This is a genomic window from Roseibium sp. M-1 (assembly GCF_054515675.1).
Window position 1 is genome coordinate 1377483 of sequence record NZ_CM137257.1, and the last position, 24054, is coordinate 1401536.

Genomic DNA, 24054 nt, shown 5'->3' on the forward strand with positions numbered 1-24054 from the left:
AGCCAAGATGTCAGAGCTCTTTCCCAATGTAATTGAATAAGACTGCATGCTATCATTCAGTAATGAATAGCAGCGATTTCGATTGGGATGCGGTGCGGGTGTTTCTTGCCGTCGCCGAACATCAAAGCCTCAGCCGGGCAGCACAGGAGCTTGGTCTTTCGCAGCCAACTGTTGGCCGGCACATCGCACGGCTGGAAGAGCAACTGGACGTGCAGCTCTTCGATCGGCGGCAAACAGGTTACGACCTTACAGGCGGTGGCCGGAGGCTGTTGAAAGTGGCCAGATCCATGGCACGTGGCGCTGCCGATTTCAGCCGTGCCGTTGATCTGGAGAAACTCGATTCTCCGGACCAGGTCTGCAGGATAACCCTGGGCGAATGGGGTCAGCATTTCCTCACCCGGCATCTCGACGACATCACCCGAGGGCTGTCAGGGGTGCGGCTGGAGTTCTATGCGGACGATGCCTTCTGGGATCTCAGCCGGAATTCGGCCGATATAGCCATCGGCAACCGCGCCCCGAAGCATCCGCACCTGATCGCCCAGAAGATGGGAGAAATCGCCTTCCACGTTTATGCCTCGGAAGATTTCTGCAACAGGCATCCGGAGACCACCGATCCCTCGACCTGGCAAGATCAGGTCTGGGCAGGTTATTGCGGCAACAGGGCCCGGCTCAAATCTTCTCAATTGCTCAACGAAATCCTGCAGGGACGCCCGTGCCGCTACGCGGTCAACAGTTCGGTCGCGCTCTGCAATGTTCTCCAAGCGGGACACGCGATGGGTATTTTGCCGGATTGGATCGCCGAGGCCGAGGGATTGAAGCGCCTGACGGCGAAACCGCTCGCCCAAAACGAAAGCTGGATGAGTTTCCACGAGCGGCTGCGTTTCCATCCGACACTGTCGGAGGTCAAGAACCGGATCGTCCAGCTCTACCGGCAACGCACCGCCACGACGGCGGAGTTGTCGAGACGCAATCTGAAGTCAGCCTGACTTTCGAATTCGATCAGGCGTTTTCGCCGAGCTCCTGCTCCAGGTCGTCGACCATGCCCTGGATGAGCGGACCGATCTTGGGAGAGCGGAACTGCTTCAGCCTCTCGGCCCGCAGGATCGCGCGAACGTTTTCGTACGCCCGTTCCAGATCGTCGTTGACGACCACATAATCGTATTTCGACCAGTGGCGCATTTCGCCGACGGCGGTCTTCATGCGCTTGAGGATAACTGAATCCTCGTCTTCGGCACGCCGCTTCAGGCGGGATTTCATTTCGGCTATGGACGGCGGCAGAATGAAGATGGAAACAACGTCGTCGCGCATCTTCTCATAAAGCTGGAAGGTGCCCTGGATATCGATATCGAACAGGATGTCCTTGCCGTTCTCGATGGCATTCTCGACCGGACCGCGCGGCGTGGCGTAATAGTTGCCATGCACTTCGGCCCATTCCAGCAACTCGTCGTGCTCACGCATCCGCTCGAACTGTTTCGCATCGAGGAATTTGTAATGCACGCCGTCGACTTCACTGGAGCGGCGTGGCCGCGTGGTGACGGAAATGGAGAGGGCGAGATTGTCCTCGTTCTGCAGAAGCAGGCGCGCGATGGTGGATTTGCCAGCGCCTGAGGGCGACGACAGCACAAGCATCAGGCCGCGGCGCTGCTGCTCGGCCTCTTCCGCACTCACGGTGGTCCCTTTCGGGGTTCCTGCGGGCGCGTCGGTCATGGGCTTACTCCAGGTTCTGTATCTGCTCACGCATTTGATCGATAACGGCCTTCAAGTCCAGCCCGATTGCCGTCAGTTCCACGTCGTTCGACTTGGAACAGAGCGTATTGGCTTCCCGGTTGAATTCCTGCGCCAGAAAATCAAGGCGCCGGCCGATGGCGCCGCCCGTGTCCATCAACTCGCGCACCGCCGCCACATGGGCATGGAGCCGGTCCAGTTCTTCGCGGATATCCGCCTTGGTGGCGAGAAACACCGCTTCCTGATGCAGGCGCTGGGGATCGAGCTGGCCGTCGGAGGCATCCATCAGTTCGGCAAGCTGCTTCTTCAAGCGCGCCTTGATCGCGTCCGGCTTGCGCGCCGGCAGGCCCTCGGCTGCCTGTGTCAGTTCCGCTATGTGGTCGATCTGGTCGCGCACGACCCGGCTGATCGCCTGCCCTTCCGTGTGACGCATGTCGACGAGATCGATCAGCGCCGCATCGAGCGTGGTCAGAAGCGCATTGTGCAGAGCTGCCTGAACCTCCTCGTCCTCTTCCGGTTCCTTAAGCTCGAAGACGCCTTTCTGGGAGAGGATGCCGTCGAGGGACGGCGGGGCTAGATCGGGAACCCTGTTCTTCAGAAGCTCGATCGTGGCGAGCACGGCATCCAGCGCGGACTCATTGACCTGCAACTGCTGTTCCGACTGGTCCCGCTGCATCGCAAGTCCGACGGAGACGTTGCCGCGCCGCAGAAGCTTGCTGCAGCGCTCACGTATCCTGGGTTCCAGCGTTTCAAGTCCCGTCGGAATACGGATCCTGAGATCCAGAGACTTGCCGTTCACGGATCTCAGTTCCCAGGTCCAGCGGACCTGTCCGGATTCGCCCAGAGCGCGTGCGAATCCCGTCATGCTGGCCAGTGCCATCTGCCCCCTCCGAAATCGGCCGGCCGCACCGCCTGAACGGCGCGCCCGGTCAGTTGGACGTTGCCGGCTGTGTTGCTTGGTCTTGTTCAGCCTGCCGTCTGTCTTTTTCCACCTGGCGCCATTTGCGGACATTGGCCTGATGCTGCTCATATGTCTCGGCAAAAACATGCCCGCCCGTGCCGTCAGCGACAAAATAGAGATCCAGCGTCCGGGACGGATTGGCGACCGCTTCCATGGCGGCGCGTCCTGGATTGCCGATCGGACCGGGCGGCAGACCGTCGATCTGATAGGTGTTGTACTCGTTTTCTTGCTTCAGCTCGGACTGCTTGATCGCCGAGCGGTCCTTGAGCCAGGCTTCGCCGCCGTATAGGCCGTAGAGGATCGTCGGATCGGACTGCAGGCGCATGCTCTTGTTGAGTCGGTTGACGAAGACGCCTGCCACGCGCGGACGTTCATCGGCCAGCGCGGTTTCCTTCTCGACGATGGAGGCAAGGATCACCAGTTCCTCGGGTGTCTTTACCGGCAAGTCGTTGGTACGCCGTTCCCAGATCTCGGAAAGCAGTTTCGTCTGGGCCGCCTTCATCTGGTTGATGACTTCCTGGCGGGACGTGCCACGCGCGAAAGTATAGGTCTCGGGCAACAAAGCCCCTTCAACCGGAATGTCGGTGATCTCGCCGGTCAGCACAGGATGCTCGCGCACCCGCTCGATGATCTGGGCGGTTGTCCAGCCTTCCGGAACCGTGACGGAATGGGTAACCGCGTTGCCTTCAACCAGATCGGTCATGACATCTTGCATGGAAACGCCAGGCTTGAAGGCATATTCACCGGCCTTGAGCTTGGTCGCATTCTTGTAGAACCGGATACCCAGGTTGAAGATCCATTCGTCGACCAGGCTGTCAGCGATGACCCCCTGCCCGGACAGCCTGTCCGTGATGCCGGTGAGCCCTGCCCCGGAGGAGATCACCACCGTAGCCTCTTTCTGCAGTGGCCCGGCTTCCTCGAATTTCTCCTTGCCGAAATAAAGCGCACCGCCGACGGCGGCCAACCCGAACACAGTCAGGGTCAGGATCAGATTTATCAGGATGACCAGCGGGTTGCGGACGTGGCGCGAACGCTGCGGCGGGGCCGGAGCGGGCTCGGGCTGCAAGGCTTCACGCGGGCTTTTGGGCTTAATGCGCATATTCGGTCGCACCTCCAAGAGTGAGCCCCCAAATCCCTGATTCAGGCTCAAACGGACCAGTTGTCTGGATCAAAGTCTCCGGCCGGACCGATGGATTCGGCCCGGCCGGAGCAACTTGACTGGGTTATGCGGCAACTTTGCGGAAGACAAGCGAGGCATTTGTGCCGCCGAAGCCGAAGGAGTTCGACAGGGCAACGTTGACGTCCAGCTTCTTCGGCTTGTGCGGCACCAGATCGATAACCGTCTCGACGGACGGATTGTCGAGGTTGATGGTCGGTGGCGCCATGCTGTCGCGAATCGCCAGAACCGAGAAAATCGCCTCGACAGCACCGGCGGCCCCCAGAAGGTGGCCGATCGAGGATTTGGTCGACGACATGGTCAGGCGGGAAGCGTGTTCGCCGGCAAGGCGCGTGACGGCGCCGAGTTCGATCTCGTCTCCGAGCGGCGTCGACGTGCCATGTGCATTGACATAGTCGATTTCGGCCGGTGTCACCCCTGCCCGCTTCAGCGCCGCTTCCATGCAGCGGAAAGCGCCGTCGCCGTCGGAGGACGGTGCGGTGATGTGGTAGGCATCGCCGGAGAGACCGTAACCGATGATCTCGGCGTAGATGTGCGCTCCGCGGCGGACCGCGTGTTCGTATTCTTCCAGAACGACAACGCCTGCGCCTTCACCCATGACAAAGCCGTCGCGGGCAGTGTCATAGGGGCGCGAGCCGCGTTCGGGTTCGTCGTTGAAGCCCGTCGACAGTGCACGGCAGGCGGCAAAACCGGCAAGCGCCAGACGGCAGACCGGAGATTCGGCCCCACCGGCCACCATAACGTCGGCATCGCCGAAAGCGATCAGGCGCGAAGCATCGCCGATGGCGTGCGCACCGGTCGAACAGGCGGTGACGACGGCGTGGTTCGGGCCTTTCAGACCGTGACGGATGGAGACATAGCCACCTGCCAGGTTGATGAGGCGTCCGGGAATGAAGAAGGGGGAAATGCGCCGCGGGCCTTTTTCGGCCAGCAGATGCGCGCCCTGTTCGATACCCTGCAGGCCGCCGATACCGGAGCCGATCAGGACGCCCGAACGGACCTGTTGTTCGTAAGTTTCCGCCTTGAAGCCGGAATCGGCCATCGCCTGGTCGGCAGCAGCCATCGCATAGACGATGAAGTCATCGACCTTGCGCTGTTCCTTCACGTCCATCCAGTCATCCGGATTGAACGCACCTTCGACCGACGGATCGCGCGGGATCTGGCAAGCGATTTGGCAGGCCAGATCGTCAACCTTGAAGTTCGTGACCTTGTTGGCCCCGCTTTTTCCTTCGAGGATCTTTTTCCAAGTGACATCGACACCGCTGCCAAGCGGCGTCACCATGCCCAACCCAGTTACGACAACTCGCCTCATACACCCGCACTTACGTTGGCAGGGCCAGGCGGGGTTTCACCCCGCCGGCCCGATCTTCAAACAATCCTCAAGAAGGGCTGAAACCCTTACTTGTTGGCTTCCAGGAATTTGACAGCGTCGCCAACGGTAAGGATGGTTTCTGCTGCGGTGTCCGGGATTTCAACGCCGAATTCTTCTTCGAAAGCCATGACCAGCTCAACGGTGTCAAGGCTGTCAGCGCCCAGATCGTCGATGAAGCTTGCGCCCTCGACAACCTTGTCAGCGTCAACACCGAGGTGTTCGACGACGATTTTCTTTACCCGATCCGCGATATCGCTCATTTTTCACTTCCTTGGTTTTCATCTATTCGTCACTCGCGAAACTGCCCCGGACCGGTTTTACGAAAGCGGCGGCGCGAACTCGCGGTTTTAAAGATGTCGTCGCACCGCCAGTCCGGGTTTTCTGGTCAGACGGTGCAATTCGGAACAATCGGCGGGTAGGTAACACACTTTGTTGACCTTGACCAGCCGGTCCAGACCGCTTCTGAGCGACCCGGATTCTTTTTGCCTGCTCGGCGAAACTTCCTTTTAAATCATAGCCATGCCGCCATTGACGTGCAGGGTCTGGCCCGTCACGTAGGCAGCTTCGGTGCTGGCGAGGTAAACGGCGGCAGAGGCGATTTCAGCCGAAGTACCCAAACGCCCGGCAGGCACGCTCGTCAAAATCGATTCTTTTTGCTTGTCGTTGAGCGCATCCGTCATCGCCGTTTCGATGAAACCGGGCGCGATGGTGTTGACCGTAACGTTGCGGCTGGCCACTTCCCGGGCAAGCGACTTGTACATGCCGATCATGCCCGCCTTGGCCGCGGCATAGTTTGCCTGGCCCGGATTGCCGGTAACGCCGACAACCGAGGTGACGCCGATGATGCGGCCGGACCGGCGCTTCATCATGCCCTTGATCGCGGCACGGCACAGCCGGAACCCGGAAGACAGATTGACTTCCAGAACCTGATCCCACTCCTCGTCCTTCATGCGCATGAAGATGTTGTCGCGGGTGATCCCGGCATTGTTGACAAGGATATCGACGGAGCCCATCTTCTCTTCGGCAACCGGAAGCAGCGCATCAACCTCGGCCCGGTCGGAGAGGTTCGCCGGGGTGACGAAGGCGCGCTCGCCGAGATCGGCGGCCAGGGCCTCCAGCTTTTCGGCACGCGTGCCGGAGAGGGACACCGTCGCTCCTTGAGCATGCAGCGCACGCGCGATCGCTTCGCCGATCCCGCCGGTGGCGCCGGTGACGAGGGCCGTCTTCCCTTCCAAGCTGAACATTGAGGTTCCTTCCGTAGATCTGACTTCTTTTTCTTCCGGCCTCAGGGGCCGCATGGGTGCTGGCTGATATAAGCCTTATCCGGAGATCTTTTCCAGAAGGGCGTCGATATCTTCAGGCGTGTTCACGGCAAGACCCGCCGCATCCTTGGCAATACGCTTGACCATTCCGGTCAGAACCTTGCCGGTACCGACCTCGACGAATGTGTCGACGCCGTTTTCCGCCAGCCAGGTCACGCTTTCACGCCAGCGCACGGTGCCGGTGACCTGCTCGACGAGCCGGGCACGGATTTCGTCCGCATCGGTGATCGGACGCGCCAAAACGTTGGCGACCAGCGGCACCGCCGGCGAGCGGATGTCGGCGCTGGCCAGTGCTTCCGCCATCTTGTCTGCAGCCGGAGCCATCAGCGAGCAATGAAACGGTGCGCTGACCGGCAGCATCACCGCACGGCGCGCGCCTTTGGCCTTGGCGATCTCAACGGCCCGCTCGACGGCGGCCAGATGTCCGGAGACCACAACCTGGCCCGGCGCATTGTCGTTGGCCGCCTGGCAGACTTCGCCCTGGGCAGCAGCTTCCGCCACTTCCACTGCGACGTCGAAATCGAGACCGAGAAGAGCCGCCATGGCACCCTGCCCGACCGGAACGGCGTTTTGCATCGCATCGCCGCGAGCCCGCAGGAGGCGTGCGGCGGTTCCGACGTCAAAGCTGCCGGCGGCGGCAAGCGCGGAATATTCGCCGAGCGAGTGACCGGCGACGAAGGCGGCGCTGGAGGAAAGATCGAAACCGCGGGCTTCCAGAACGCGCATCGTGGCAAGGCTGACTGCCATCAGCGCCGGCTGGGCGTTCGCCGTCAGCGTCAACGCGTCTTCCGGACCGTTCCACATGATGTCTGACAGCTTCTGGCCAAGCGCCGCGTCGACCTCGTCGAAGACGGCTTTTGCCTCTGGAAAGGCATCGGCAAGGGCTTTGCCCATTCCAACGCTCTGGCTGCCCTGACCGGGAAAGGTGAATGCAATGGTCATCTGGAAACGCCTCCGAGACTCGTGAGCGGACCTTGGGCCAATGAGGCGTTAGGTCGACGGCTATATAGAAAGCGGAGAAGACAGTCCGGCATGGACTGAAATCGACTTGGCGCGAGGCTATGATACGGCGGGGGCCGGACTGTCAAGGCCCGGCGGGCAATCATTTGCCAAAATTGGCGGCTTTCGCCCGTTTTCCGTTGGAGAGTAGGCTGGGAAGGCTATCCGCGTTGACACGCCTGCCTCCCTTATCTAATGCCGCTTCCGGACCGGTGATGCGAAAAGTGGTTGGATCCTGCATGGCCTGCCTTCCCGCAATTATTCACCGCGGACGCTTGCATTTTTCGCAGAACCGAGTATAGAGCGCGCTTCATCCGGGATTTGGCCGGGGGCTGAACGGAAGGGCTTTGCCAGGATCGGTAAAAAGATCCGACTTCCCGTGTCTCCGCTCTCGTTAGAATTCTCGTGCCTTTCCGGGGCTACGAGGAGGCTCTGCGCCGATCCCGCGTTGTCAACACGAGGAAAGGCTTGTTTCCATGCCTCTTTACGAGCACGTATTCCTGGCGCGCCAGGATATTTCGACCCAGCAGGTCGAACAACTCGTCGAACAGTACAAGGGCCTCATCGAAGGCGCTGGCGGCACTGTCGGCAAGGTGGAAAGCTGGGGTCTGCGTTCCATCGCATACCGCATCAAGAAGAACCGCAAGGCTCACTACACTCTGATGAACATCAACGCGCCGCACGCAGCGGTCGCTGAAATGGAACGTCAGATGGGTCTCAGCGAAGACATTCTCCGCCACATGACCTTCAAGGTCGAGGAACTCGACGAAGAGCCGTCTGCAATGATGCAGAAGCGCGACCGCGACGACCGCCGTGGCGGCGAGCGTGGTGACCGCGGCGATCGCGGCGGCCGTTTCGGCGACCGCGGTGGTGACCGGGGTGGACGTGGTGGCGACCGGGGCGAACGCGCTCCGCGCCGGGCAGAAGGGGAGTAAGATAGATGGTTGATGTTGCACAGCTTCCGAGCCGTCGTCCGTTCTTCCGCCGCCGGAAGACCTGCCCGTTCTCCGGCTCCAACGCGCCGAAGATCGATTACAAGGACATCCGTCTGCTGCAGCGCTACATTTCCGAGCGCGGCAAGATCGTCCCGAGCCGCATCACCGCGGTTTCCGCGAAGAAGCAGCGTGAACTGGCCCGCGCCATCAAGCGCGCACGCCTGCTCGGCCTGCTGCCCTTCGTGATCAGCTAAGATCTCCTGTTTCAGGAGACACCATCTCCCGGGCCCGCCCGGGAGACCCGAATTGGGGCCGCGGGCAAACGGCCTCTAACCACCTCACCGGTGGGACAGTAGGAGAAAGACATGCAGATTATCCTTCTTGAGCGTATCGCAAAGCTCGGCCAGATGGGCGACACCGTTCGCGTTCGCGACGGCTATGCCCGTAACTTCCTGCTGCCGCAGGGCAAGGCACTGCGCGCCAACAAGGCAAACCTGGAGCGTTTCGAACGTGAGCGCGCCCAGCTTGAAGCCCGTAACCTGGAACGCAAGACCGAAGCTTCGGCCGTTGCCTCCAAGCTGGACGGCGAATCCCTGGTGATGATCCGTTCCGCCGGCGAGACCGGTCAGCTCTACGGTTCCGTTTCCACCCGCGACATCGCCGACGGCCTGACCGCAGCCGGCTTCACCGTCTCCCGCAGCCAGGTCGAGCTGCGCAGCCCGATCAAGACGATCGGCCTGCACTCGGTCCTGATCCAGCTGCACCCGGAAGTGGAAGTCTCGGTCAAGGTCAACGTTGCGCGTTCCGAAGACGAAGCTGTCCGTCAGGCGGCCGGTGAAGACCTCACCACCCCGGAACAGGACGTCTTCGAATTCGAAGAGGAAGAAGACACCGAAGAAGGTGCCGACGCTTCCGACGAAGCTTCGGTGGAAGACGAAGCCTAAGGCTTCCCTCCTTTACCGGCTTACGAAAACGGCGCTGTTCTCAGCGCCGTTTTTATTTTGCCAGCATTTCAATTTCCGCACCCGCGAAGAGCTTTCATGCGACAGCTTCAAAGCCTCTTCCAAGGCCTTGAATCCGCTAGCCATTTCATTAACCGTCTATTAACCTTTCCAAAAATATGATTGAATTCAATAACTAAGCGCTACCCTCTTGAGTCTTCAATCGACTTTGGAGTCAAGCAGGATTCGAAACTTTCCCCGTTGATCTGCCCGGAGCGGTGGGAATCAAAAACAGCGGTTTTTGATCCTTGAGCCCTCCCCCGCCACAGAGTATTCCGGATGAACTTTGGTCATCGGGGGACGATATGAAGGGCACGTTACAGAAGGTCGAGACGGAAGAAGACGTCCAGCGCCTGGCGCCGCACAACGCGGAAGCCGAACGGCAGCTGCTGGGGGCGATTCTGGTCAACAACGAGACTTTCTACCGGGTTTCCGACTTCCTGGAACCGCACCATTTCTTCGTCCCGCCGCATCAGGACATCTACGAGAAGATCAGCCACCTGATCCGGGCCGGCAAGACCGCCTCTCCGATTACCCTGAAGACCTTCTATCCGGCCGATGCCAAGATTGCCGACCTGTCGGCGACCCAGTTCCTGCTGCGGCTTGCGGGCGATGCCGCCTCGATCATCAACGCCGAGGATTACGGCCGTACCATCTATGACCTTGCCATCCGGCGGAACCTCATCCGCATCGGCGAGGACATGGTCAACATCGCCTATGACGCTCCGATCGACGTGCCGCCCTCGCAGCAGATCGACGATGCGGAGCGGCGGCTGTTCGAACTCGCCGAAACCGGCCGCAGCGAAGGTGGCTTCGTCTCCTTTGGCGACGCGTTGAGCGAAACCATCGAGATGGCCCACGCCGCCTATAACCGCGAAGGCGCCCTCTCCGGCATTTCGACCGGCATGCGCGAACTCGACCGGCTGATGGGCGGATTGCAGCATTCGGATCTGATCGTGCTCGCCGGACGTCCCGCCATGGGCAAGACGTCTCTGGCAACCAACATCGCCTACAACATCGCCCAGTCCTACAAGTCCGAGGAACAGCAGGACGGCTCTATCAAGACCATCAATGGCGGTGTCGTCGGCTTCTTCTCGCTGGAAATGTCGGCCGAACAGCTGGCCACACGTATCATTTCCGAGCAGGCCGAGATTTCCTCCTCGAAGATCCGCCGCGGAGACATCACGGAAGCGGAATTCGAAAAGCTCGCGGCCTGCGCCCAGACAATGCAGACGGTCCCGCTGCATGTGGACCAGACCGGCGGTATCTCCATCGCCTCGCTGGTGGCCAAGGCGCGGCGGCTGAAACGCCAGCGCGGCCTGGATCTGCTCGTGGTCGACTATATTCAGCTGCTCTCCGGCTCGGCGAAGAATTCCGGCAACCGTGTCCAGGAAATCACCGAAATCACCACGGGCCTGAAGGCGCTGGCCAAGGAGCTTCAGGTGCCGATCATCGCCCTTTCCCAGCTCTCCCGTCAGGTGGAATCGCGCGACGACAAGCGGCCGATGATGTCGGACTTGCGTGAATCGGGCTCGATCGAACAGGACGCCGACGTGATCCTGTTCGTGTATCGCGAGGAATATTACCTCTCCAAGACAGAGCCGGAAGTCGGCTCTCCCGAATATGCCGCCTGGGAAGCCAAGCACGAGGCCGCCAAGGGCAAGGCCGAAGTCATCATTGCCAAGCAGCGTCACGGCCCGACCGGCACGGCCTACCTGCACTTCGAAGGTCAGTACACCCGCTTCTCCGACCTTGCCGAGGAAGATCACCTTCCTCAACGCTACGAATAGGCGCCGTCAGTCTGTTCGTTCCGGAAATTCGAAAGGTCGCGCCCACCCGGTTGCGACCTTTTGCGTGTTCTTGGAAGGTTGCACACCCATACGTGATTAAACCACTGTTAAACCTCATCATATACTTTAAGTAGTATCAAGTTGTCCCAAAGCCATTTCCTGTGAGCCCGCCTTGATATCCGCGAAGCAAAAACTGTTGGAGGAAGCCCGCGTCTTTCCACGCAGGCGGTGCAAGTGGCCGGGCATCCTGAAACAGGACGCCACTCACCGGCCTTGCGTCGTCGAGGATATCAGCGTCGGCGGTTGCCGCGTGGCGACCAACACCAAGGATCTGGAGCCCAACCAGCGGATCACCATCGAGATCGAAAGCCGCAAGTTGCGTTTCTACGGCGAGTTGCGCTGGGTGCGTTCCGGCGAAGCTGGCGTGGAATTCCTCTATATGGACTGAGTTGGCCGCGGAGCCATATGTCCCGATTTTCTCCTTTCGCCATTGGCATTTCAGCCCATCGATGCGCTAAACTCCCTATGCATTTCAGTCGATGATTCTGACGGGAGATCTCACCGGACCGTGTCGCCGATCCAGAAAAATTCCTATCCGGCCGGGCTATACGGCGGCCGTCTGACGATCGACCTTGAGGCGATTTCAGCCAATTGGACCTTCCTGAAGGACAAGCTGGCCCGTCATGTGGAGTGTTCCGCTGTCGTGAAGGCTGATGCCTATGGCATGGGTCAGGACCGGGTTGCACCAGCTCTTTATGAGGCCGGTTGCAGAACATTTTTTGTTGCGGTGCCAACCGAGGCAATCGAACTTCGGCAAATACTTCCGGAGGCTGTCATATACGCCCTCGACGGGCTCTTTCCGCAAACGGGAGACCTGCTTCTGGAGCATGACATCCGGCCTGTTCTAGGTTCCATCGGGGAACTGGTGGAATGGGCTGGTCTGTGCAAGTCCGCCGGAAGAACTCTCGATGCCGCGGTCCATGTCGACACCGGCATGCACCGGCTGGGCCTGTCGCTTTCCGAATTCTCAGAAGCGCTGAACGACCCGGGTTTACTTGGGCCGTTTCGTCCCTCTCTTCTCATGAGTCACCTCGCCTGCGCGCCTACACCTGAAAATCCGATGAACCGGCGCCAGTTGAAGCTTTTCCGCGAGGTTACGGACGCTTTCGACCATATTCCGCGATCGTTGGCGAATTCCGCAGGCGTGCTGATGGGCCCCGATTACCATTTCGATCTCGTGCGTCCGGGAATTGCACTCTATGGCGGCGTTGCAATCGAAACCGAACCCAACCCGATGCGGCCGACTGCGAAGGTCGAGGCCCGCATCATGATCGTGCGCGACGTTCCACCTGGGGACACGATTGGCTACGATGCAAGGTTTACCGCGCCCAGGCCACTGCGCAACGCAATTGTTGCCGCCGGCTATGCGGATGGTCTCATCCGGCGAGCCGGGTCCACCGACCAGCGGCCTGGTGGCTTCGGTATGATTGGCGGTTACAGGGTTCCGATCCTTGGCCGCATCTCAATGGATATGATCGCCCTTGACGTCACGGACGTGCCTGAACATCTCCTTCAGCGTGGCGCCTTTGTGGAAATGCTGGGCCCAGGTGTTGCCGCCGCCGACCTTGCCGCTTATGCCGACACCATCGACTACGAGTATCTGACAAGCCTCGGGCGGCGCTTTGAGCGCGTCTACGCCCCCCTCACCTGAACGGAAGAAATGATGGCGCGGCGGTCCACGTCCTTTGTCTGCCAGTCCTGCGGCGCTGTTACCGCCAAATGGGTCGGGCGCTGCGAAAGCTGCGGCGAGTGGAACACCATTGTCGAGGAGCAGACGGGAGGCGGCATCGGCGGCGGTCCCGGACGGGCTGCCCGCAGCAAGGGCCGCGTCGTTCCCCTGGTCGGCCTGCAGGGCGACACCAAGGAAGCCCCCCGCATCCAGTCCAAGGTGGCGGAGCTCGACCGGGTCACCGGCGGCGGTTTCGTGCGCGGCTCGGCACTTCTGGTCGGCGGGGATCCGGGCATCGGCAAATCGACGCTGCTGATCCAGGCGGCAGCGCAGCTCGCCAATCTCGGCCACCGGACCGTCTATATCTCCGGCGAAGAAGCCATAGGCCAGGTACGCCTCAGGGCCGAACGCCTCGGCCTTGCCGGCGCCCCGGTGGCACTCGCCGCAGAAACCAGTGTCGAGGATATTCTTGCAACGCTGGAGGCGGACACGGCCCCTGCCCTTCTGATCCTCGATTCGGTGCAGACGCTGTGGACCGACCAGGTTGAATCGCCTCCGGGCACAGTAACCCAGGTCAGGGCCTCGGCCCAGTCCATGGTCCGCTACGCCAAGAAGAACGGCACGACGCTGGTGCTCGTCGGTCATGTGACCAAGGACGGCCAGATTGCCGGTCCGCGCGTTGTCGAACATATGGTCGACGCCGTGCTCTATTTCGAGGGCGACGGTGCGCACCAGTACCGCATCCTGCGCTCGGTCAAGAACCGCTTCGGTGCGACCGACGAAATCGGCGTCTTCGAGATGACGGGAAAAGGCCTTCAGGAAGTGCCGAACCCTTCCGCGCTGTTTCTGGGCGACCGCAACACGTCGGCGCCTGGAGCTGCCGTCTTTGCGGGGCTGGAAGGCTCGCGGCCGCTTCTCATCGAGATCCAGGCGCTGGTGGCGCAATCCTCGCTCGGGACGCCGCGCCGGGCCGTGATCGGCTGGGACAGCGCACGCCTGTCGATGATCCTCGCGGTCCTGGAAGCGCGCTGCGGCGTGCGATTTTCGCAGCACGATGTCTACCTGAATGTTGCCGGCGGGCTCAAGATCAACGAGCCCGGCGCCGATCTTGCGGTTGCCGCGGCCCTCATCTCTTCACTCAGCGGACTTGCCCTTCCGGCCAATTGCGTCTATTTCGGCGAAGTCAGCCTTTCCGGGGCCATCCGGCCGGTCGCCCAGGCCCAATCGAGGCTGAAAGAAGCAGAGAAACTCGGCTTCGATCAGGCTTACTGCCCTGAGGGCAACCTCAAGGACAGCGCGGCCTCGTCCTTCAAGGCGACGGGATTGCCGGAACTTGGGGACTTTGTCGCCAAACTCTCGGCTGAGGCTAGTGCTTCACGGGGTAGTTGACGCATGATGGTCGCGGGTTCGAACTGAAGGTTTCGGCTCAGGAATGAGCACCAGACAGAGGATTTTTCAGGATCATGCCCATAACGCTGCTGGACGGACTGCTATTGGTCATCATGTTCATTTCGGCGGTCCTTGCGATGATCCGCGGGTTTGTCCGGGAAGTCCTTTCCATCGTCTCCTGGGTGGCAGCGGCAGCTGCGGCATTCCTGCTTTACGAGCGGGTGCTCCCCTACACCAAGCAGTATATCGACAATGAAATTGTCGCGATGGGCGTTTCTGCCGCGGCTGTCTTTCTGGTCACACTGCTGGTGGTCAGCTATATAACCATGCGGATTTCCGATTTCGTGCTCGACAGCCGCATCGGCGCGCTGGACAGGACGCTCGGCTTTGTATTCGGCGCAGTGCGCGGTTTGCTGCTGGTCGTGGTCGCGATGATGTTCTTCAACTGGTTCGTCCAGCCGGAGCAGCAGCCGCAATGGGTCCTGAACGCCAAGGCTCGGCCCATCCTTCTGTCGATCGGCGAACGGCTGGTGGCAGTGTTGCCGGAAGATCCGGAAAAGGCGATCCTGGAAAAGATCCGCCAGAGCCAGCAGTCGGGCAGCGGCGATACGCCGGCGGAAGAGCCGACATACAGCGATACCGAACGTCAAGGGGTCAACGACCTCCTGTCGACACAGGGCAACTGATCAGGTCAAACCTGACACGGGCAGCAGATCTGAAGGGCAGCAACCGGGGGCCGTGAGGCTCCTCAACCAGATCGTCCGGCGCTCCGGAGAGCGCGGGCAAAGGCAGTTTGTAACATCGTTCAATCTCCGTTCCTCCAGGTCGATCCCGGAGGACGGTTGACCGGAACCTAAAGCCGGACCTCCCCCGGCCGGAACGAAGGAGTGTTCGCCATGGCTGGCGGAACCGAAGTGCATGACCCGTTCGACATCAACGACGACACCTTGCGCGAGGAATGCGGGGTCTTCGGGATCCTGGGCCACGAGGATGCCAGCGCGCTGACGGCGCTCGGCCTGCATGCCTTGCAGCACCGCGGACAGGAAGCCGCCGGTATCGTCACCGTGGACAACGAGCAGTTCCGCGCCGAACGTCATCTCGGCCTCGTCGGCGATCATTTCTCTGACGCTGAAACGATCGAACGGCTGACCGGCAAGGCCGCCGTCGGCCATGTCCGGTATTCCACCACCGGCGAGACGATCCTGCGCAACGTCCAGCCGCTCTTTGCCGAACTCGACGGCGGCGGCATTGCCGTCTGTCACAACGGCAACTTCACCAACGCCATGACCCTGCGCCGCCAGTTGATCCGCGACGGTGCCATCTGCCAGTCGACCTCGGACAGTGAAGTCGTGCTGCAGCTTGTTGCCCGCTCGCGCAAGGGCAAGATCGTCGAACGCTTCATCGACGCCATCACCCAGATGGAAGGCGCCTATTCGCTGGTCGCACTCACGTCCAAGAAGCTCATCGGCGCCCGCGACCCGCTCGGCATCCGGCCGCTTGTTCTGGGCGATCTCAACGGCGCGCCGATCCTGGCGTCCGAGACCTGTGCGCTCGACATCATTGGGGCGAAGTTCATCCGCGAAGTGGAGAACGGCGAAGTTATCGTCTGCACCACGACCGGGATCGAATCCTTCTTCCCGTTCGGCAAGCGTCCCGCCCGCCCCTGCATCTTCGAATACATCTATTTCTCCCGTCCCGATTCCATTGTCGGCGGCCGCAGCGTCTATGACGTGCGCCGCGAAATGGGCCGCCAGCTTGCGCGTGAATCACATGTCGATGCCGACGTCATCGTGCCGGTGCCGGACAGCGGCGTGCCGGCGGCGATCGGCTTCAGCCAGGAAAGCGGGGTCCCGTTCGAACTCGGCATCATCCGCAACCACTATGTTGGCCGCACGTTTATCGAGCCGACGCAGCAGATCCGCGCTCTCGGCGTGAAGATGAAGCACTCCGCCAACCGGGCCCAGATCGAAGGCAAGCGCGTCGTTCTGGTCGACGACAGTCTGGTGCGCGGCACGACATCCGTGAAGATCGTGCAGATGATCCGCGAGGCCGGCGCCAAGGAAGTCCACTTCCGCCTCGCCAGCCCGCCGATCAAGTATTCGGACTACTACGGCATCGACACGCCGGTGCGCGAAAAGCTGCTTGCAGCCAAATACGGCCTTGAGGAAATGCGCGCCTATATCGGCGCCGATAGCCTCGCCTTCCTCTCCGTCGACGGCATCTACAAGGCCATGGGCTATGATGGGCGGGACGACAAGAACCCGCAATTCACCGACCATTGTTTCACCGGCGACTACCCGACACCGCTCACGGACCTTTCCGAAGACGAAGGCTTCGTCAAAGCTCCACGCCTTGTGGAAGTCGGCTAACTCCCTAAACCCCTCCTGAAGATCGATGTTCAGCCTTCCGGCGCCACCGCCGGAAGGATGTTCGATCCAAGAGATCACGCATGACCAAAGACTTCGAAGGCCGGATCGCGCTTGTGACCGGCGCCTCCCGCGGAATTGGCTACCAGATCGCGAAACAGCTTGGCGAGCGGGGCGCACATGTGATTGCGCTAGCCCGCACCGTCGGCGGCCTTGAGGACCTCGACGACGAGATCCGCGCAGCCGGTGGCGAGACGACGCTGGTCCCGGTCGACCTGACCGATTTCGACGCGCTGGACCGGCTTGGGGCCGCGATCTACGAGCGCTGGAAGAAGCTCGACATCCTGGTTGCCAACGCCGGCATGCTGGGCGTGCTGTCGCCTCTCGGTCATATCGGCGTGAAGGATTTCGACAAGGTGAGCGCGGTGAACATCACCGCCAACTGGCGCCTGATCCGCTCGCTTGATCCGCTGCTGCGCCAATCGGACGCGGGCCGGGCCCTCTTCCTGACCTCGGTTCATGCGAACACCTGCACGCCTTTCTGGGGTCTGCAATCGATCAGCAAGGCGGCTGTCGAGGCCATGGCCCGCACCTGGGCCAATGAAAGCCTGCAGACGAAGATGAAGATCAACATCGCCGATCCGGGACCGACCCGCACGGGCCTTCGCGCCAAGGCGATGCCGGGAGAAGCACCGGAGAACCTGCCGCAGCCGGCCGAGGTTGCCGCGGATCTGCTGCCGCTCCTCTCAGCGGATGTACTGGAGACCGGCGGCCTCTACGATCGCGTCAGCCGCGAATGGATCACGCCTTAAAGGCTCCTCATTCTTGACCTTTCATTGCTTCCGGATCAACGAACGATCCGGGAGCAAGCCGCAATGCGTAACGACATCAAGGCAATCGCCTGGGACTTCGACGGCGTTTTGAACCGCAACATCGTCGACGGACGCTTCGTCTGGGCAGACACGCTCGAAGAGGATCTCGGCATTCCGCTGCCGGAATTCGAGCGCGGTATTTTCGACGAAACCTTCTCGAACGTCATCAATGGCAAGACGGATCTGCAGGATCATGTCCAGAACTGGCTTGACCGGTCAGGCTACGGTCTTGGCGCTTCGGACCTGATCGACTACTGGTTCGACAAGGACGACTTGAAAGACCCCTACACATGCGGTCTGGTAGATGAAATCCAAAGTCTTGGGGTCGTGCAGATCATCGCGACGAATAACGAGACCCGGCGTGCAAGCTATATCGAGGACAAGGTCGGGTTCCTGTGTCTCGTCAGCCGCGTCTTCTCTTCCGGCCGTATCGGTCACGCAAAACCGGAAACGGCGTTCTTCGAACATGTCAGTGAAACACTCGGCCTGCCGCCAAGCGACATCCTGCTGATCGACGACAGCGCCTCCAACGTTCGCGCCGCCCAGTCACTTGGCTGGCAGGGTTTCCATTTCGACGGACGGACGCGCTTCGAACTTGCGTCCTTCCTTGGTCTTTGACAGCATTCCGGCACCGAAAGCATGTCGCGTTTAACTGGATATATCTTGCATCGCTTTTTGCGAAGAAACGCGATTTGCTCTCAAGGTCGCAAAGGAGCCCTGTCATGCAACTTGGTGCGTTCTCGGTCAGCCTGACCGTCAAGGACATCCGGAAATCAAAGACCTTTTATGAAGGACTGGGATTTTCAGACCTGGGCGGTTCGGGCGACGACGGCTGGCTGATCATGAAGAACGGAGAGACCGTCATCGGGCTCTTTCAAGGCATGTTCGACAAGAACATGCTGACCTTCAATCCGGGCTGGAACCAGAGCGCGGAAAAGCTGGAGAATTTTCAGGACATTCGCGAGCTGCAGAAAGCGCTGAAAGCCAGGGGCTATCAATTTGCGAGCGAGGCTGATGAAACATCAAGCGGTCCGGCCAGCTTCATGCTGATCGATCCGGACGGCAATCCGATTTTGATCGACCAGCATGTCTGACCTGGAAGCTTAAGCCGCCTCGAGCGGCGCGAAGGAGCTTTCTGCGATTTCCTGAAGATCGGCAAAGACACCCGGAGCGCCGACAACGACGCGCGCGCCGTGATAGAGGGCGTGGTTGATGTCCTGTTCAAGGACCATGCCACCGGCTTCCCTGGCGATGAGCATGCCGGCGAGGCAGTCCCAGGCATTCATGTGGGATTCCACATAGCCGATCAGACGGCCGGACGCGGCATAGGCGAGCATCAGGCCACCCGAGGCATTGCGGAAAAAGACGCCGCCCTTCGAGACGAGAGCACCGACGACGTTGACGGCATCCGTGATTGCCGTGCGGCCGTTGAAGCCGACACCGACTGAGCCATTGGACAAGCTACGGCTATCGGACGTCTTGATCGGCTTGCCGTTGACGAAAGCTCCGTGACCGGCTGCCGCCTTGAAAGTTTCCTTCGACACGGGATCGTGGATCACGCCGACGATCACCTGTCCCTGATGCACACAAGCGATGATGACGCACCATTGCGGGATGCCGGCGACGAAATTCGCGGTTCCGTCGATCGGGTCGGTGACCCAGGTAAATCCGGTCGTGCCCTCTTCCATCCCGTGCTCTTCACCCAGGATACCGTCGTCCGGGAACGCCTTGGCCAATTCTGCGCGAATGAGCGTTTCCACGTTTCTGTCGGCTTCCGACACGAGATCCTGATGACCCTTCTGGGTTACGGTCAGCGTATCCAGCTTGCGGAAATAGTCGAGACCGAGTTCACCGGCCTTTTCGGCGAGGGCGACAGCAAATTCCAGCCGGTCAATGGACATCAAATCACTCCTTCAAATACCTGGAAGCACCGCAGCCCGTCTGTGCAGGCTGCGGGTGGACAGGCAGCCTGAAACGAGACTGCCGGGTTACTGGATCTTTCGCTTTTTCTTGGTCGCGTAGGGGTTGTCGCCCTTGCGATAAGTCAGCCGGATAGGTGTGCCATGGATGTCGAAACTTTCGCGCATGGAGTTGACCAGATAGCGGGTATAGCTTTCCGGCAGTTGCTCGGGACGCGAACAGAAAACGACAAAGTGCGGCGGCCGCGTCTTTGCCTGGGTGGCATAGCGCAGGCGCACGCGGCGCCCGGCAACGGCGGGAGGCGGATGGTTGGCGGTCACCCGGTCGAGCCAGCGGTTGAGCCGGGACGTGGAGACGCGGGAGTTCCAGGCCTCATAGGCGGTGAAGACGCTCTCGACCAGCCGGTCGATGCCCTGTCCCTGCAGACCTGAAAGGGTCGCGATCTGTACACCGCGGATCTGGTTGAAATAGCGTTCGTTGGCGTCGCGGATCCGTTTCCAGGCCTCTTCCCGGTCCTCGATCAGGTCCCACTTGTTGATCGCGATCACCAGGGCGCGGCCCTCGCGTGCGACGAGATCAATGATCTGCAGATCCTGCTTCTCGAAAGACATGGTGGCGTCCAGGGTGATCACGACGACTTCGGCGAACTTGATCGCCCGCAGCGCGTCGGCGACGGAGAGTTTCTCCAGCTTCTCCTGAACGCGTGCCTTCTTGCGGATGCCCGCCGTGTCGAAGAGCTTGATGTGGCGGTCGCGCCAGGTCCAGTCGACGGAAATGGAGTCGCGCGTAATGCCCGCTTCCGGACCTGTCAGCATGCGGTCTTCGCCCAGCATGCGGTTGATCAAGGTGGACTTGCCCGCATTCGGCCGTCCGACAATGGCAACGCGCAGCGGCCGTTCCCTGGTGCCGACGGGTTCTTCGGCTTCGATGATCTCGCCGTCCTCGTCGACTGCGACGTTGGTGACGGCTTCCTCGCGCTTCGTTTCCTCTTCTTCCGTCACCCGATCGACATGCGGCTTCAGCGCGTCGTAAAGGTCCGCGAGGCCCTCGCCGTGTTCGGCGGAAATCGCGATCGGATCGCCGAGACCGAGGGAATAGGATTCGTAGAGCCCGCTTTCGCCTGCCCTGCCTTCGGCCTTGTTGGCCAGAAGGATCACCGGCCGGGTGGTCTTGCGGGCAACTTCGGCAAAATGCGCATCGAGCGGGGTCACCCCCGCACGGGCGTCGATCACGAAAAGAACCGCGTCCGCGGATTCGATCGCTTCCTCGGTCTGGCGGCGCATGCGGCCTTCGAGCGAATCCTTGTCCGCGTCTTCCAGGCCTGCCGTATCGACGATGGTGAAGCGCAGGTCGCCAAGGCGGGCTTCGCCCGGGCGCCGGTCGCGGGTGACACCAGGCGTGTCGTCCACGAGCGCAAGGCGCTTGCCGACCAGACGGTTGAACAGGGTGGACTTGCCGACATTCGGCCGTCCGATAATGGCGACGGTAGCGCCCACAGCGGTAACTCCTGACAGGCGGGCCTCTACGGGCCCTACCCAAAGATCAGCGGCCATTCAATCAGATCCGATTGAATGGCCCAAAGCTGACCGGTTTTATAATGTTAGAGCATCATGCCAGCGTTCGGGGAACGCGAAACGCTCTAGTTGAAGGCAGCGACGCCGTCATTGCCTTCCAGCACCACGATGCGCCCACCTGCAACAATCGGCGTCACATAGACATCCGTGTTGGTGCGCTGTGTCAGCATGGTTTTGCCTGAGGCGGCGTCCACAATAGCGATCTGGCCGTCGCTGGAAAAGGCGACGAGTGCGCCATTGGTCAGAATCGGCCCTGCCCAGTTACGGCGTTTCTTTTTCTTTTCGGGCCGCGGCAAAGCGGACGCCCAAAGGGTTGCCCCGTCCTTCAGGCTGAGAGCCACCATGCGGTCGTCAAGGTCGACCATGAACAGAGCTCCGCCGGAAACGATGGGCGTATGCACGCTGCCGAGATCCTGCTCCCAACGGCGCTGGCCAGTGCGCGCATCGACGGCGACCGTGCGGCCGGCAACACCTGTCGCATAGGCGGTGTTGCCCGAGACGACGGGGCTTGCGGAGACATCCGCCAGGCCGGAAAGCGCCAGTGTCCGGAAACCGCGCGAGACCCCATCAACCCAGGCCGGCTCACCGGTCTTGATGTCGATAGCCATGATCTCGCCGGAGGAGAATGGCACAATCACCCGGTTGCCGGAAATCGCCGGATTGGCCGCGGACAGGAGACCTGCGGTTTCCTCGATGCCTGCATAGCTCCAGGCGACGCTGCCGTCGGACTGTTTGAGGGCATAGACTTCGTTGGACTGGGTCACGACAAAGACATGGCCGGCACCAGCAATCGGAGCGCCTCTCGCCGGGGTGTCGATGTCGACCTTCCAGATTTCACGGCCGGAACCGGCATCAAGGGCGGCCACCTGACGGTAGCTGGTCGCGGCATAAACGACGCCGCCGTCAACCGCGACACCGCCACCAGGACCTACATCACGCTCGCCTTCCGGCCGCAGGTTCGCTACCCATTGCCGCCCGCCGCCTGTGGAGAGTGCAACAACCTCGCCATTCGGCTTGTAAACGAAGATCTGGCCGCCGTTGGAAACCGGGCGGGCGGAAAGGCGCAGGGCCGCAGACGTCAGACCACGGCCGGATGAACCGACCTGGGCCCGCCAGGCCCGGCTGCCGGAGACAGAAATTGCCACGTTTCCCGGATCGTTGGTCAAGCCGCCGCCGGCAGTTGTCCAGGACTGCCCGCCGGTTGCCGGCCCCACCTTTGCTGCCTGGCCGAGTGCTTCGGCCGCCGGATCCGCCCCGTCGAAGACCGGCTGGCGTTCGCCCGGCAAGATCTTTTCGCGGCTGAAAGGATTGACACTTTCCGTAAACTCACTCACGGAACCGCATCCCGTCAGAGCCAATGACAGCGCAAGGACACCGACCATGCCGCGTCCGCGGCGGGAAACCTTCGTCAAATTCACTGATTGGTTCCTTCACTGTCCGCCGATGCGCTGTCCGCCGGAGCGGCGCCGTTTGCAGAGCGGATGACATCGCCCAGGATCGACACGCGCCGCCTCACATCGGACGGCGTTTCCTCGTCTTCCTCAAGCGCCGCAATCCACTGGCGAGCGGTCTCGATATCTCCGCTCTTCCAGGCGCTTAGGGCGAGAAGCTCACGCGCTGCTGCACGGAAGGCACCGGTATCGCCGGTCAGTTTTTCCACGCGGTCGGCAACAGCTTCGTAGGTTTCGGTATCGACGACAATATAGGCCGCACGAAGGGCGGCAACATTGCGCAGGCCTTCCATCAGGCCGCTGTCATTTGCCAATGCGTCGAAAGCTGCGAGAGCCTCGTCCGACTTGCCGGTATTGGCAAGATCCGTTGCCAAGCGGAACTTCGCCAGCGCCGGATAACCACCGATTTCGGATTCCAATTCCCCGTAAAGCGCCGCCGCCTCTTCGAAGCTGCCGGCTTCAGACAGCTTCACGGCTTCAAAGAACGTATCCCCCGCGCTTGCCGAGTTCTGCTCCTGCCAATAGAGCCAACCACGGTAACCGCCAGTGCCGACGACGATCAGGACCGCAACGCCAAGCAGCCACGGACCGAACCGGTCCCAAAGCCGACGGTATTTCTCCTGGCGGATGTCTTCATCGACTTCACGAAAAATGTCAGACATGCGTGTCTATTTCCTGCATTCACTTCATCGGCTGGGCCCCTAGGGCCACAGCTTTGCCCCTTTATGAGTGGCGCACATTATCCATTTGACCCGGCTCGGGCAATTCCCTGATCGGCTTTAAACCGGCCTTCGTGGCGCAAGTGGGGCAACTGACCGGCAAAAGCCCGATTTCTGAAGGATTTTCGCCAAACCTGACGGGCTCAGACGACCGGCACGCCGATCAGCAAGGCATGCAGTTTCCAGACAAAAAGGCCGTAGAGCACCAGCCCGGCCAGAATCACGATCAAATCGGCGTATTTTCCCGGCACGGCAGCGGGTGCTATCTGACCAGCTCCAGGTCCGCGCCGCTTCAGCGAAATGCGATCGGCAACGGCCCAGACAAGAAAGCCGCCAAACAACAGGACGGAAGCAAGATCGCCGTTCGCCAGAAGGTGGGCAAGCGCCCACAGTTTCACGGCTGCCAGCATCGGGTGCTTCAGCGCGGTTTTGATGCGGGAAGGAACATAGGCCGCCACGAGCAGAATAAAGACCGGCACCATCAGGAGCATGGTGACGTGACGCATCCAGAACGGCGGGTCATAGATGATCGGCGAACCGTCGAAGCGGGCAATACCATAGCCGTAGATGATCAGGCCAAGACCGGCAAACGACAGGAGGGTATAGAGCCCCTTGTAGCCGATTTCGCCGAGCTTTGCGGCGAGGCCGTTTCGTGCTCCCGCAAACATCGGCAGCGTGTGCATTCCCAAAAACAGCACGAGCCCCGTGATCAACATGGCCATGTTCACTCTCCCCTACCCTTTGAACGCGAC

The 24054-nt window shown here is 60.9% G+C and carries 25 protein-coding genes; 13 read left to right on the forward strand and 12 right to left on the reverse strand.

Annotated elements, in window-relative coordinates; all coding sequences use genetic code 11:
* Nucleotides 1-62 precede the first annotated feature (62 nt).
* Nucleotides 63-986, forward strand: coding sequence for a LysR family transcriptional regulator (locus ACX3M4_RS06290; protein WP_459357735.1), 924 nt, complete (start codon nucleotides 63-65; stop codon nucleotides 984-986).
* A 13-nt stretch (nucleotides 987-999) separates the two neighbouring features.
* On the opposite strand, the gene gmk is transcribed toward ACX3M4_RS06290, so the two are convergent.
* The 7 genes from gmk to fabD all read right to left on the reverse strand — a co-directional run bounded on the left by gmk (nucleotide 1000) and on the right by fabD (nucleotide 7499).
* A complete protein-coding gene (gene gmk / locus ACX3M4_RS06295; RefSeq protein ID WP_459357736.1) occupies nucleotides 1000-1707 on the reverse strand; it encodes a guanylate kinase in 708 nt (235 codons plus the stop codon).
* Between the two features lie 4 nt (nucleotides 1708-1711).
* Nucleotides 1712-2605: a YicC/YloC family endoribonuclease gene (locus ACX3M4_RS06300; RefSeq protein WP_459357737.1), complete on the reverse strand. Its 894-nt coding sequence runs from the start codon at nucleotides 2603-2605 to the stop codon at nucleotides 1712-1714.
* 49 nt (nucleotides 2606-2654) lie between these two features.
* Nucleotides 2655-3785, reverse strand: a complete 1131-nt coding sequence (mltG, locus tag ACX3M4_RS06305; RefSeq protein ID WP_459357738.1) for an endolytic transglycosylase MltG — start codon at nucleotides 3783-3785, stop codon at nucleotides 2655-2657.
* A 124-nt stretch (nucleotides 3786-3909) separates the two neighbouring features.
* Nucleotides 3910-5175: a beta-ketoacyl-ACP synthase II gene (gene fabF, locus ACX3M4_RS06310; protein ID WP_459357739.1), complete on the reverse strand. Its 1266-nt coding sequence runs from the start codon at nucleotides 5173-5175 to the stop codon at nucleotides 3910-3912.
* An 86-nt stretch (nucleotides 5176-5261) separates the two neighbouring features.
* Nucleotides 5262-5495 carry an acyl carrier protein gene (locus ACX3M4_RS06315; RefSeq protein WP_006931822.1) on the reverse strand — a complete coding sequence of 78 codons (234 nt, stop codon included), beginning with the start codon at nucleotides 5493-5495 and terminating at the stop codon, nucleotides 5262-5264.
* Between the two features lie 246 nt (nucleotides 5496-5741).
* Nucleotides 5742-6479: a 3-oxoacyl-[acyl-carrier-protein] reductase gene (gene fabG, locus ACX3M4_RS06320; RefSeq protein WP_459357740.1), complete on the reverse strand. Its 738-nt coding sequence runs from the start codon at nucleotides 6477-6479 to the stop codon at nucleotides 5742-5744.
* A gap of 75 nt (nucleotides 6480-6554) precedes the next feature.
* Nucleotides 6555-7499 (reverse strand): ACP S-malonyltransferase, encoded by a 945-nt coding sequence (fabD, locus tag ACX3M4_RS06325; protein WP_459357741.1) that lies wholly within the window; start codon nucleotides 7497-7499, stop codon nucleotides 6555-6557.
* Nucleotides 7500-8032: 533 nt separating this feature from the next.
* On the opposite strand from fabD, the gene rpsF reads away from it, so the two are divergent.
* The 12 genes from rpsF to ACX3M4_RS06385 all read left to right on the forward strand — a co-directional run bounded on the left by rpsF (nucleotide 8033) and on the right by ACX3M4_RS06385 (nucleotide 18732).
* Nucleotides 8033-8491, forward strand: coding sequence for a 30S ribosomal protein S6 (gene rpsF / locus ACX3M4_RS06330; protein WP_459357742.1), 459 nt, complete (start codon nucleotides 8033-8035; stop codon nucleotides 8489-8491).
* 5 nt (nucleotides 8492-8496) lie between these two features.
* On the forward strand, nucleotides 8497-8745 hold the full coding sequence (gene rpsR / locus ACX3M4_RS06335) for a 30S ribosomal protein S18 (RefSeq protein WP_207139517.1): 249 nt from the start codon (nucleotides 8497-8499) through the stop codon (nucleotides 8743-8745).
* Between the two features lie 111 nt (nucleotides 8746-8856).
* Nucleotides 8857-9435 (forward strand): 50S ribosomal protein L9, encoded by a 579-nt coding sequence (rplI, locus tag ACX3M4_RS06340; RefSeq protein WP_459357743.1) that lies wholly within the window; start codon nucleotides 8857-8859, stop codon nucleotides 9433-9435.
* A gap of 362 nt (nucleotides 9436-9797) precedes the next feature.
* A complete protein-coding gene (locus tag ACX3M4_RS06345) occupies nucleotides 9798-11282 on the forward strand; it encodes a replicative DNA helicase (protein WP_459357744.1) in 1485 nt (494 codons plus the stop codon).
* Between the two features lie 172 nt (nucleotides 11283-11454).
* Complete coding sequence (locus tag ACX3M4_RS06350; RefSeq protein WP_459357745.1) at nucleotides 11455-11730, forward strand: PilZ domain-containing protein; 276 nt, start codon at nucleotides 11455-11457, stop codon at nucleotides 11728-11730.
* A 120-nt stretch (nucleotides 11731-11850) separates the two neighbouring features.
* A complete protein-coding gene (gene alr, locus ACX3M4_RS06355) occupies nucleotides 11851-12993 on the forward strand; it encodes an alanine racemase (protein ID WP_459357746.1) in 1143 nt (380 codons plus the stop codon).
* 12 nt (nucleotides 12994-13005) lie between these two features.
* Nucleotides 13006-14400: a DNA repair protein RadA gene (radA, locus tag ACX3M4_RS06360; protein ID WP_459357747.1), complete on the forward strand. Its 1395-nt coding sequence runs from the start codon at nucleotides 13006-13008 to the stop codon at nucleotides 14398-14400.
* A 74-nt stretch (nucleotides 14401-14474) separates the two neighbouring features.
* Nucleotides 14475-15086: a CvpA family protein gene (locus ACX3M4_RS06365; protein WP_459357748.1), complete on the forward strand. Its 612-nt coding sequence runs from the start codon at nucleotides 14475-14477 to the stop codon at nucleotides 15084-15086.
* A gap of 210 nt (nucleotides 15087-15296) precedes the next feature.
* The gene (gene purF / locus ACX3M4_RS06370; protein ID WP_459357749.1) at nucleotides 15297-16769 is read left to right on the forward strand and encodes an amidophosphoribosyltransferase; all 1473 of its coding nucleotides are present in this window, start codon (nucleotides 15297-15299) and stop codon (nucleotides 16767-16769) included.
* A gap of 80 nt (nucleotides 16770-16849) precedes the next feature.
* The gene (locus ACX3M4_RS06375; RefSeq protein WP_459357750.1) at nucleotides 16850-17578 is read left to right on the forward strand and encodes an SDR family NAD(P)-dependent oxidoreductase; all 729 of its coding nucleotides are present in this window, start codon (nucleotides 16850-16852) and stop codon (nucleotides 17576-17578) included.
* A gap of 63 nt (nucleotides 17579-17641) precedes the next feature.
* Entirely contained in the window at nucleotides 17642-18256 is a 615-nt protein-coding gene (locus tag ACX3M4_RS06380; RefSeq protein ID WP_459357751.1) for an HAD family hydrolase, read from the forward strand.
* A 104-nt stretch (nucleotides 18257-18360) separates the two neighbouring features.
* Nucleotides 18361-18732 carry a VOC family protein gene (locus tag ACX3M4_RS06385; RefSeq protein ID WP_459357752.1) on the forward strand — a complete coding sequence of 124 codons (372 nt, stop codon included), beginning with the start codon at nucleotides 18361-18363 and terminating at the stop codon, nucleotides 18730-18732.
* A 9-nt stretch (nucleotides 18733-18741) separates the two neighbouring features.
* On the opposite strand, the gene ACX3M4_RS06390 is transcribed toward ACX3M4_RS06385, so the two are convergent.
* From ACX3M4_RS06390 to ACX3M4_RS06410, 5 genes are all read right to left on the reverse strand, one after another.
* A complete protein-coding gene (locus ACX3M4_RS06390) occupies nucleotides 18742-19539 on the reverse strand; it encodes an inositol monophosphatase family protein (protein ID WP_459357753.1) in 798 nt (265 codons plus the stop codon).
* Between the two features lie 87 nt (nucleotides 19540-19626).
* Entirely contained in the window at nucleotides 19627-21054 is a 1428-nt protein-coding gene (gene der / locus ACX3M4_RS06395) for a ribosome biogenesis GTPase Der (protein WP_459359378.1), read from the reverse strand.
* Nucleotides 21055-21197: 143 nt separating this feature from the next.
* The gene (locus ACX3M4_RS06400) at nucleotides 21198-22466 is read right to left on the reverse strand and encodes an outer membrane protein assembly factor BamB family protein (RefSeq protein ID WP_459357754.1); all 1269 of its coding nucleotides are present in this window, start codon (nucleotides 22464-22466) and stop codon (nucleotides 21198-21200) included.
* 80 nt (nucleotides 22467-22546) lie between these two features.
* Nucleotides 22547-23245, reverse strand: coding sequence for a tetratricopeptide repeat protein (locus ACX3M4_RS06405; RefSeq protein WP_459357755.1), 699 nt, complete (start codon nucleotides 23243-23245; stop codon nucleotides 22547-22549).
* Between the two features lie 200 nt (nucleotides 23246-23445).
* On the reverse strand, nucleotides 23446-24024 hold the full coding sequence (locus ACX3M4_RS06410; RefSeq protein ID WP_459357756.1) for an NnrU family protein: 579 nt from the start codon (nucleotides 24022-24024) through the stop codon (nucleotides 23446-23448).
* Nucleotides 24025-24054 lie beyond the last annotated feature (30 nt).

Coding starts and splice junctions, on each gene's coding strand:
- ACX3M4_RS06290 (WP_459357735.1), top strand. CDS start 63: ATGAATAGCAGCGATTTCGATTGGGATGCGGTGCGGGTGTTTCTTGCC.
- gmk (WP_459357736.1), bottom strand. CDS start 1,707: ATGACCGACGCGCCCGCAGGAACCCCGAAAGGGACCACCGTGAGTGCG.
- ACX3M4_RS06300 (WP_459357737.1), bottom strand. CDS start 2,605: ATGGCACTGGCCAGCATGACGGGATTCGCACGCGCTCTGGGCGAATCC.
- mltG (WP_459357738.1), bottom strand. CDS start 3,785: ATGCGCATTAAGCCCAAAAGCCCGCGTGAAGCCTTGCAGCCCGAGCCC.
- fabF (WP_459357739.1), bottom strand. CDS start 5,175: ATGAGGCGAGTTGTCGTAACTGGGTTGGGCATGGTGACGCCGCTTGGC.
- ACX3M4_RS06315 (WP_006931822.1), bottom strand. CDS start 5,495: ATGAGCGATATCGCGGATCGGGTAAAGAAAATCGTCGTCGAACACCTC.
- fabG (WP_459357740.1), bottom strand. CDS start 6,479: ATGTTCAGCTTGGAAGGGAAGACGGCCCTCGTCACCGGCGCCACCGGC.
- fabD (WP_459357741.1), bottom strand. CDS start 7,499: ATGACCATTGCATTCACCTTTCCCGGTCAGGGCAGCCAGAGCGTTGGA.
- rpsF (WP_459357742.1), top strand. CDS start 8,033: ATGCCTCTTTACGAGCACGTATTCCTGGCGCGCCAGGATATTTCGACC.
- rpsR (WP_207139517.1), top strand. CDS start 8,497: ATGGTTGATGTTGCACAGCTTCCGAGCCGTCGTCCGTTCTTCCGCCGC.
- rplI (WP_459357743.1), top strand. CDS start 8,857: ATGCAGATTATCCTTCTTGAGCGTATCGCAAAGCTCGGCCAGATGGGC.
- ACX3M4_RS06345 (WP_459357744.1), top strand. CDS start 9,798: ATGAAGGGCACGTTACAGAAGGTCGAGACGGAAGAAGACGTCCAGCGC.
- radA (WP_459357747.1), top strand. CDS start 13,006: ATGGCGCGGCGGTCCACGTCCTTTGTCTGCCAGTCCTGCGGCGCTGTT.
- ACX3M4_RS06365 (WP_459357748.1), top strand. CDS start 14,475: ATGCCCATAACGCTGCTGGACGGACTGCTATTGGTCATCATGTTCATT.
- purF (WP_459357749.1), top strand. CDS start 15,297: ATGGCTGGCGGAACCGAAGTGCATGACCCGTTCGACATCAACGACGAC.
- ACX3M4_RS06375 (WP_459357750.1), top strand. CDS start 16,850: ATGACCAAAGACTTCGAAGGCCGGATCGCGCTTGTGACCGGCGCCTCC.
- ACX3M4_RS06380 (WP_459357751.1), top strand. CDS start 17,642: ATGCGTAACGACATCAAGGCAATCGCCTGGGACTTCGACGGCGTTTTG.
- ACX3M4_RS06385 (WP_459357752.1), top strand. CDS start 18,361: ATGCAACTTGGTGCGTTCTCGGTCAGCCTGACCGTCAAGGACATCCGG.
- ACX3M4_RS06390 (WP_459357753.1), bottom strand. CDS start 19,539: ATGTCCATTGACCGGCTGGAATTTGCTGTCGCCCTCGCCGAAAAGGCC.
- ACX3M4_RS06405 (WP_459357755.1), bottom strand. CDS start 23,245: ATGTCTGACATTTTTCGTGAAGTCGATGAAGACATCCGCCAGGAGAAA.
- ACX3M4_RS06410 (WP_459357756.1), bottom strand. CDS start 24,024: ATGGCCATGTTGATCACGGGGCTCGTGCTGTTTTTGGGAATGCACACG.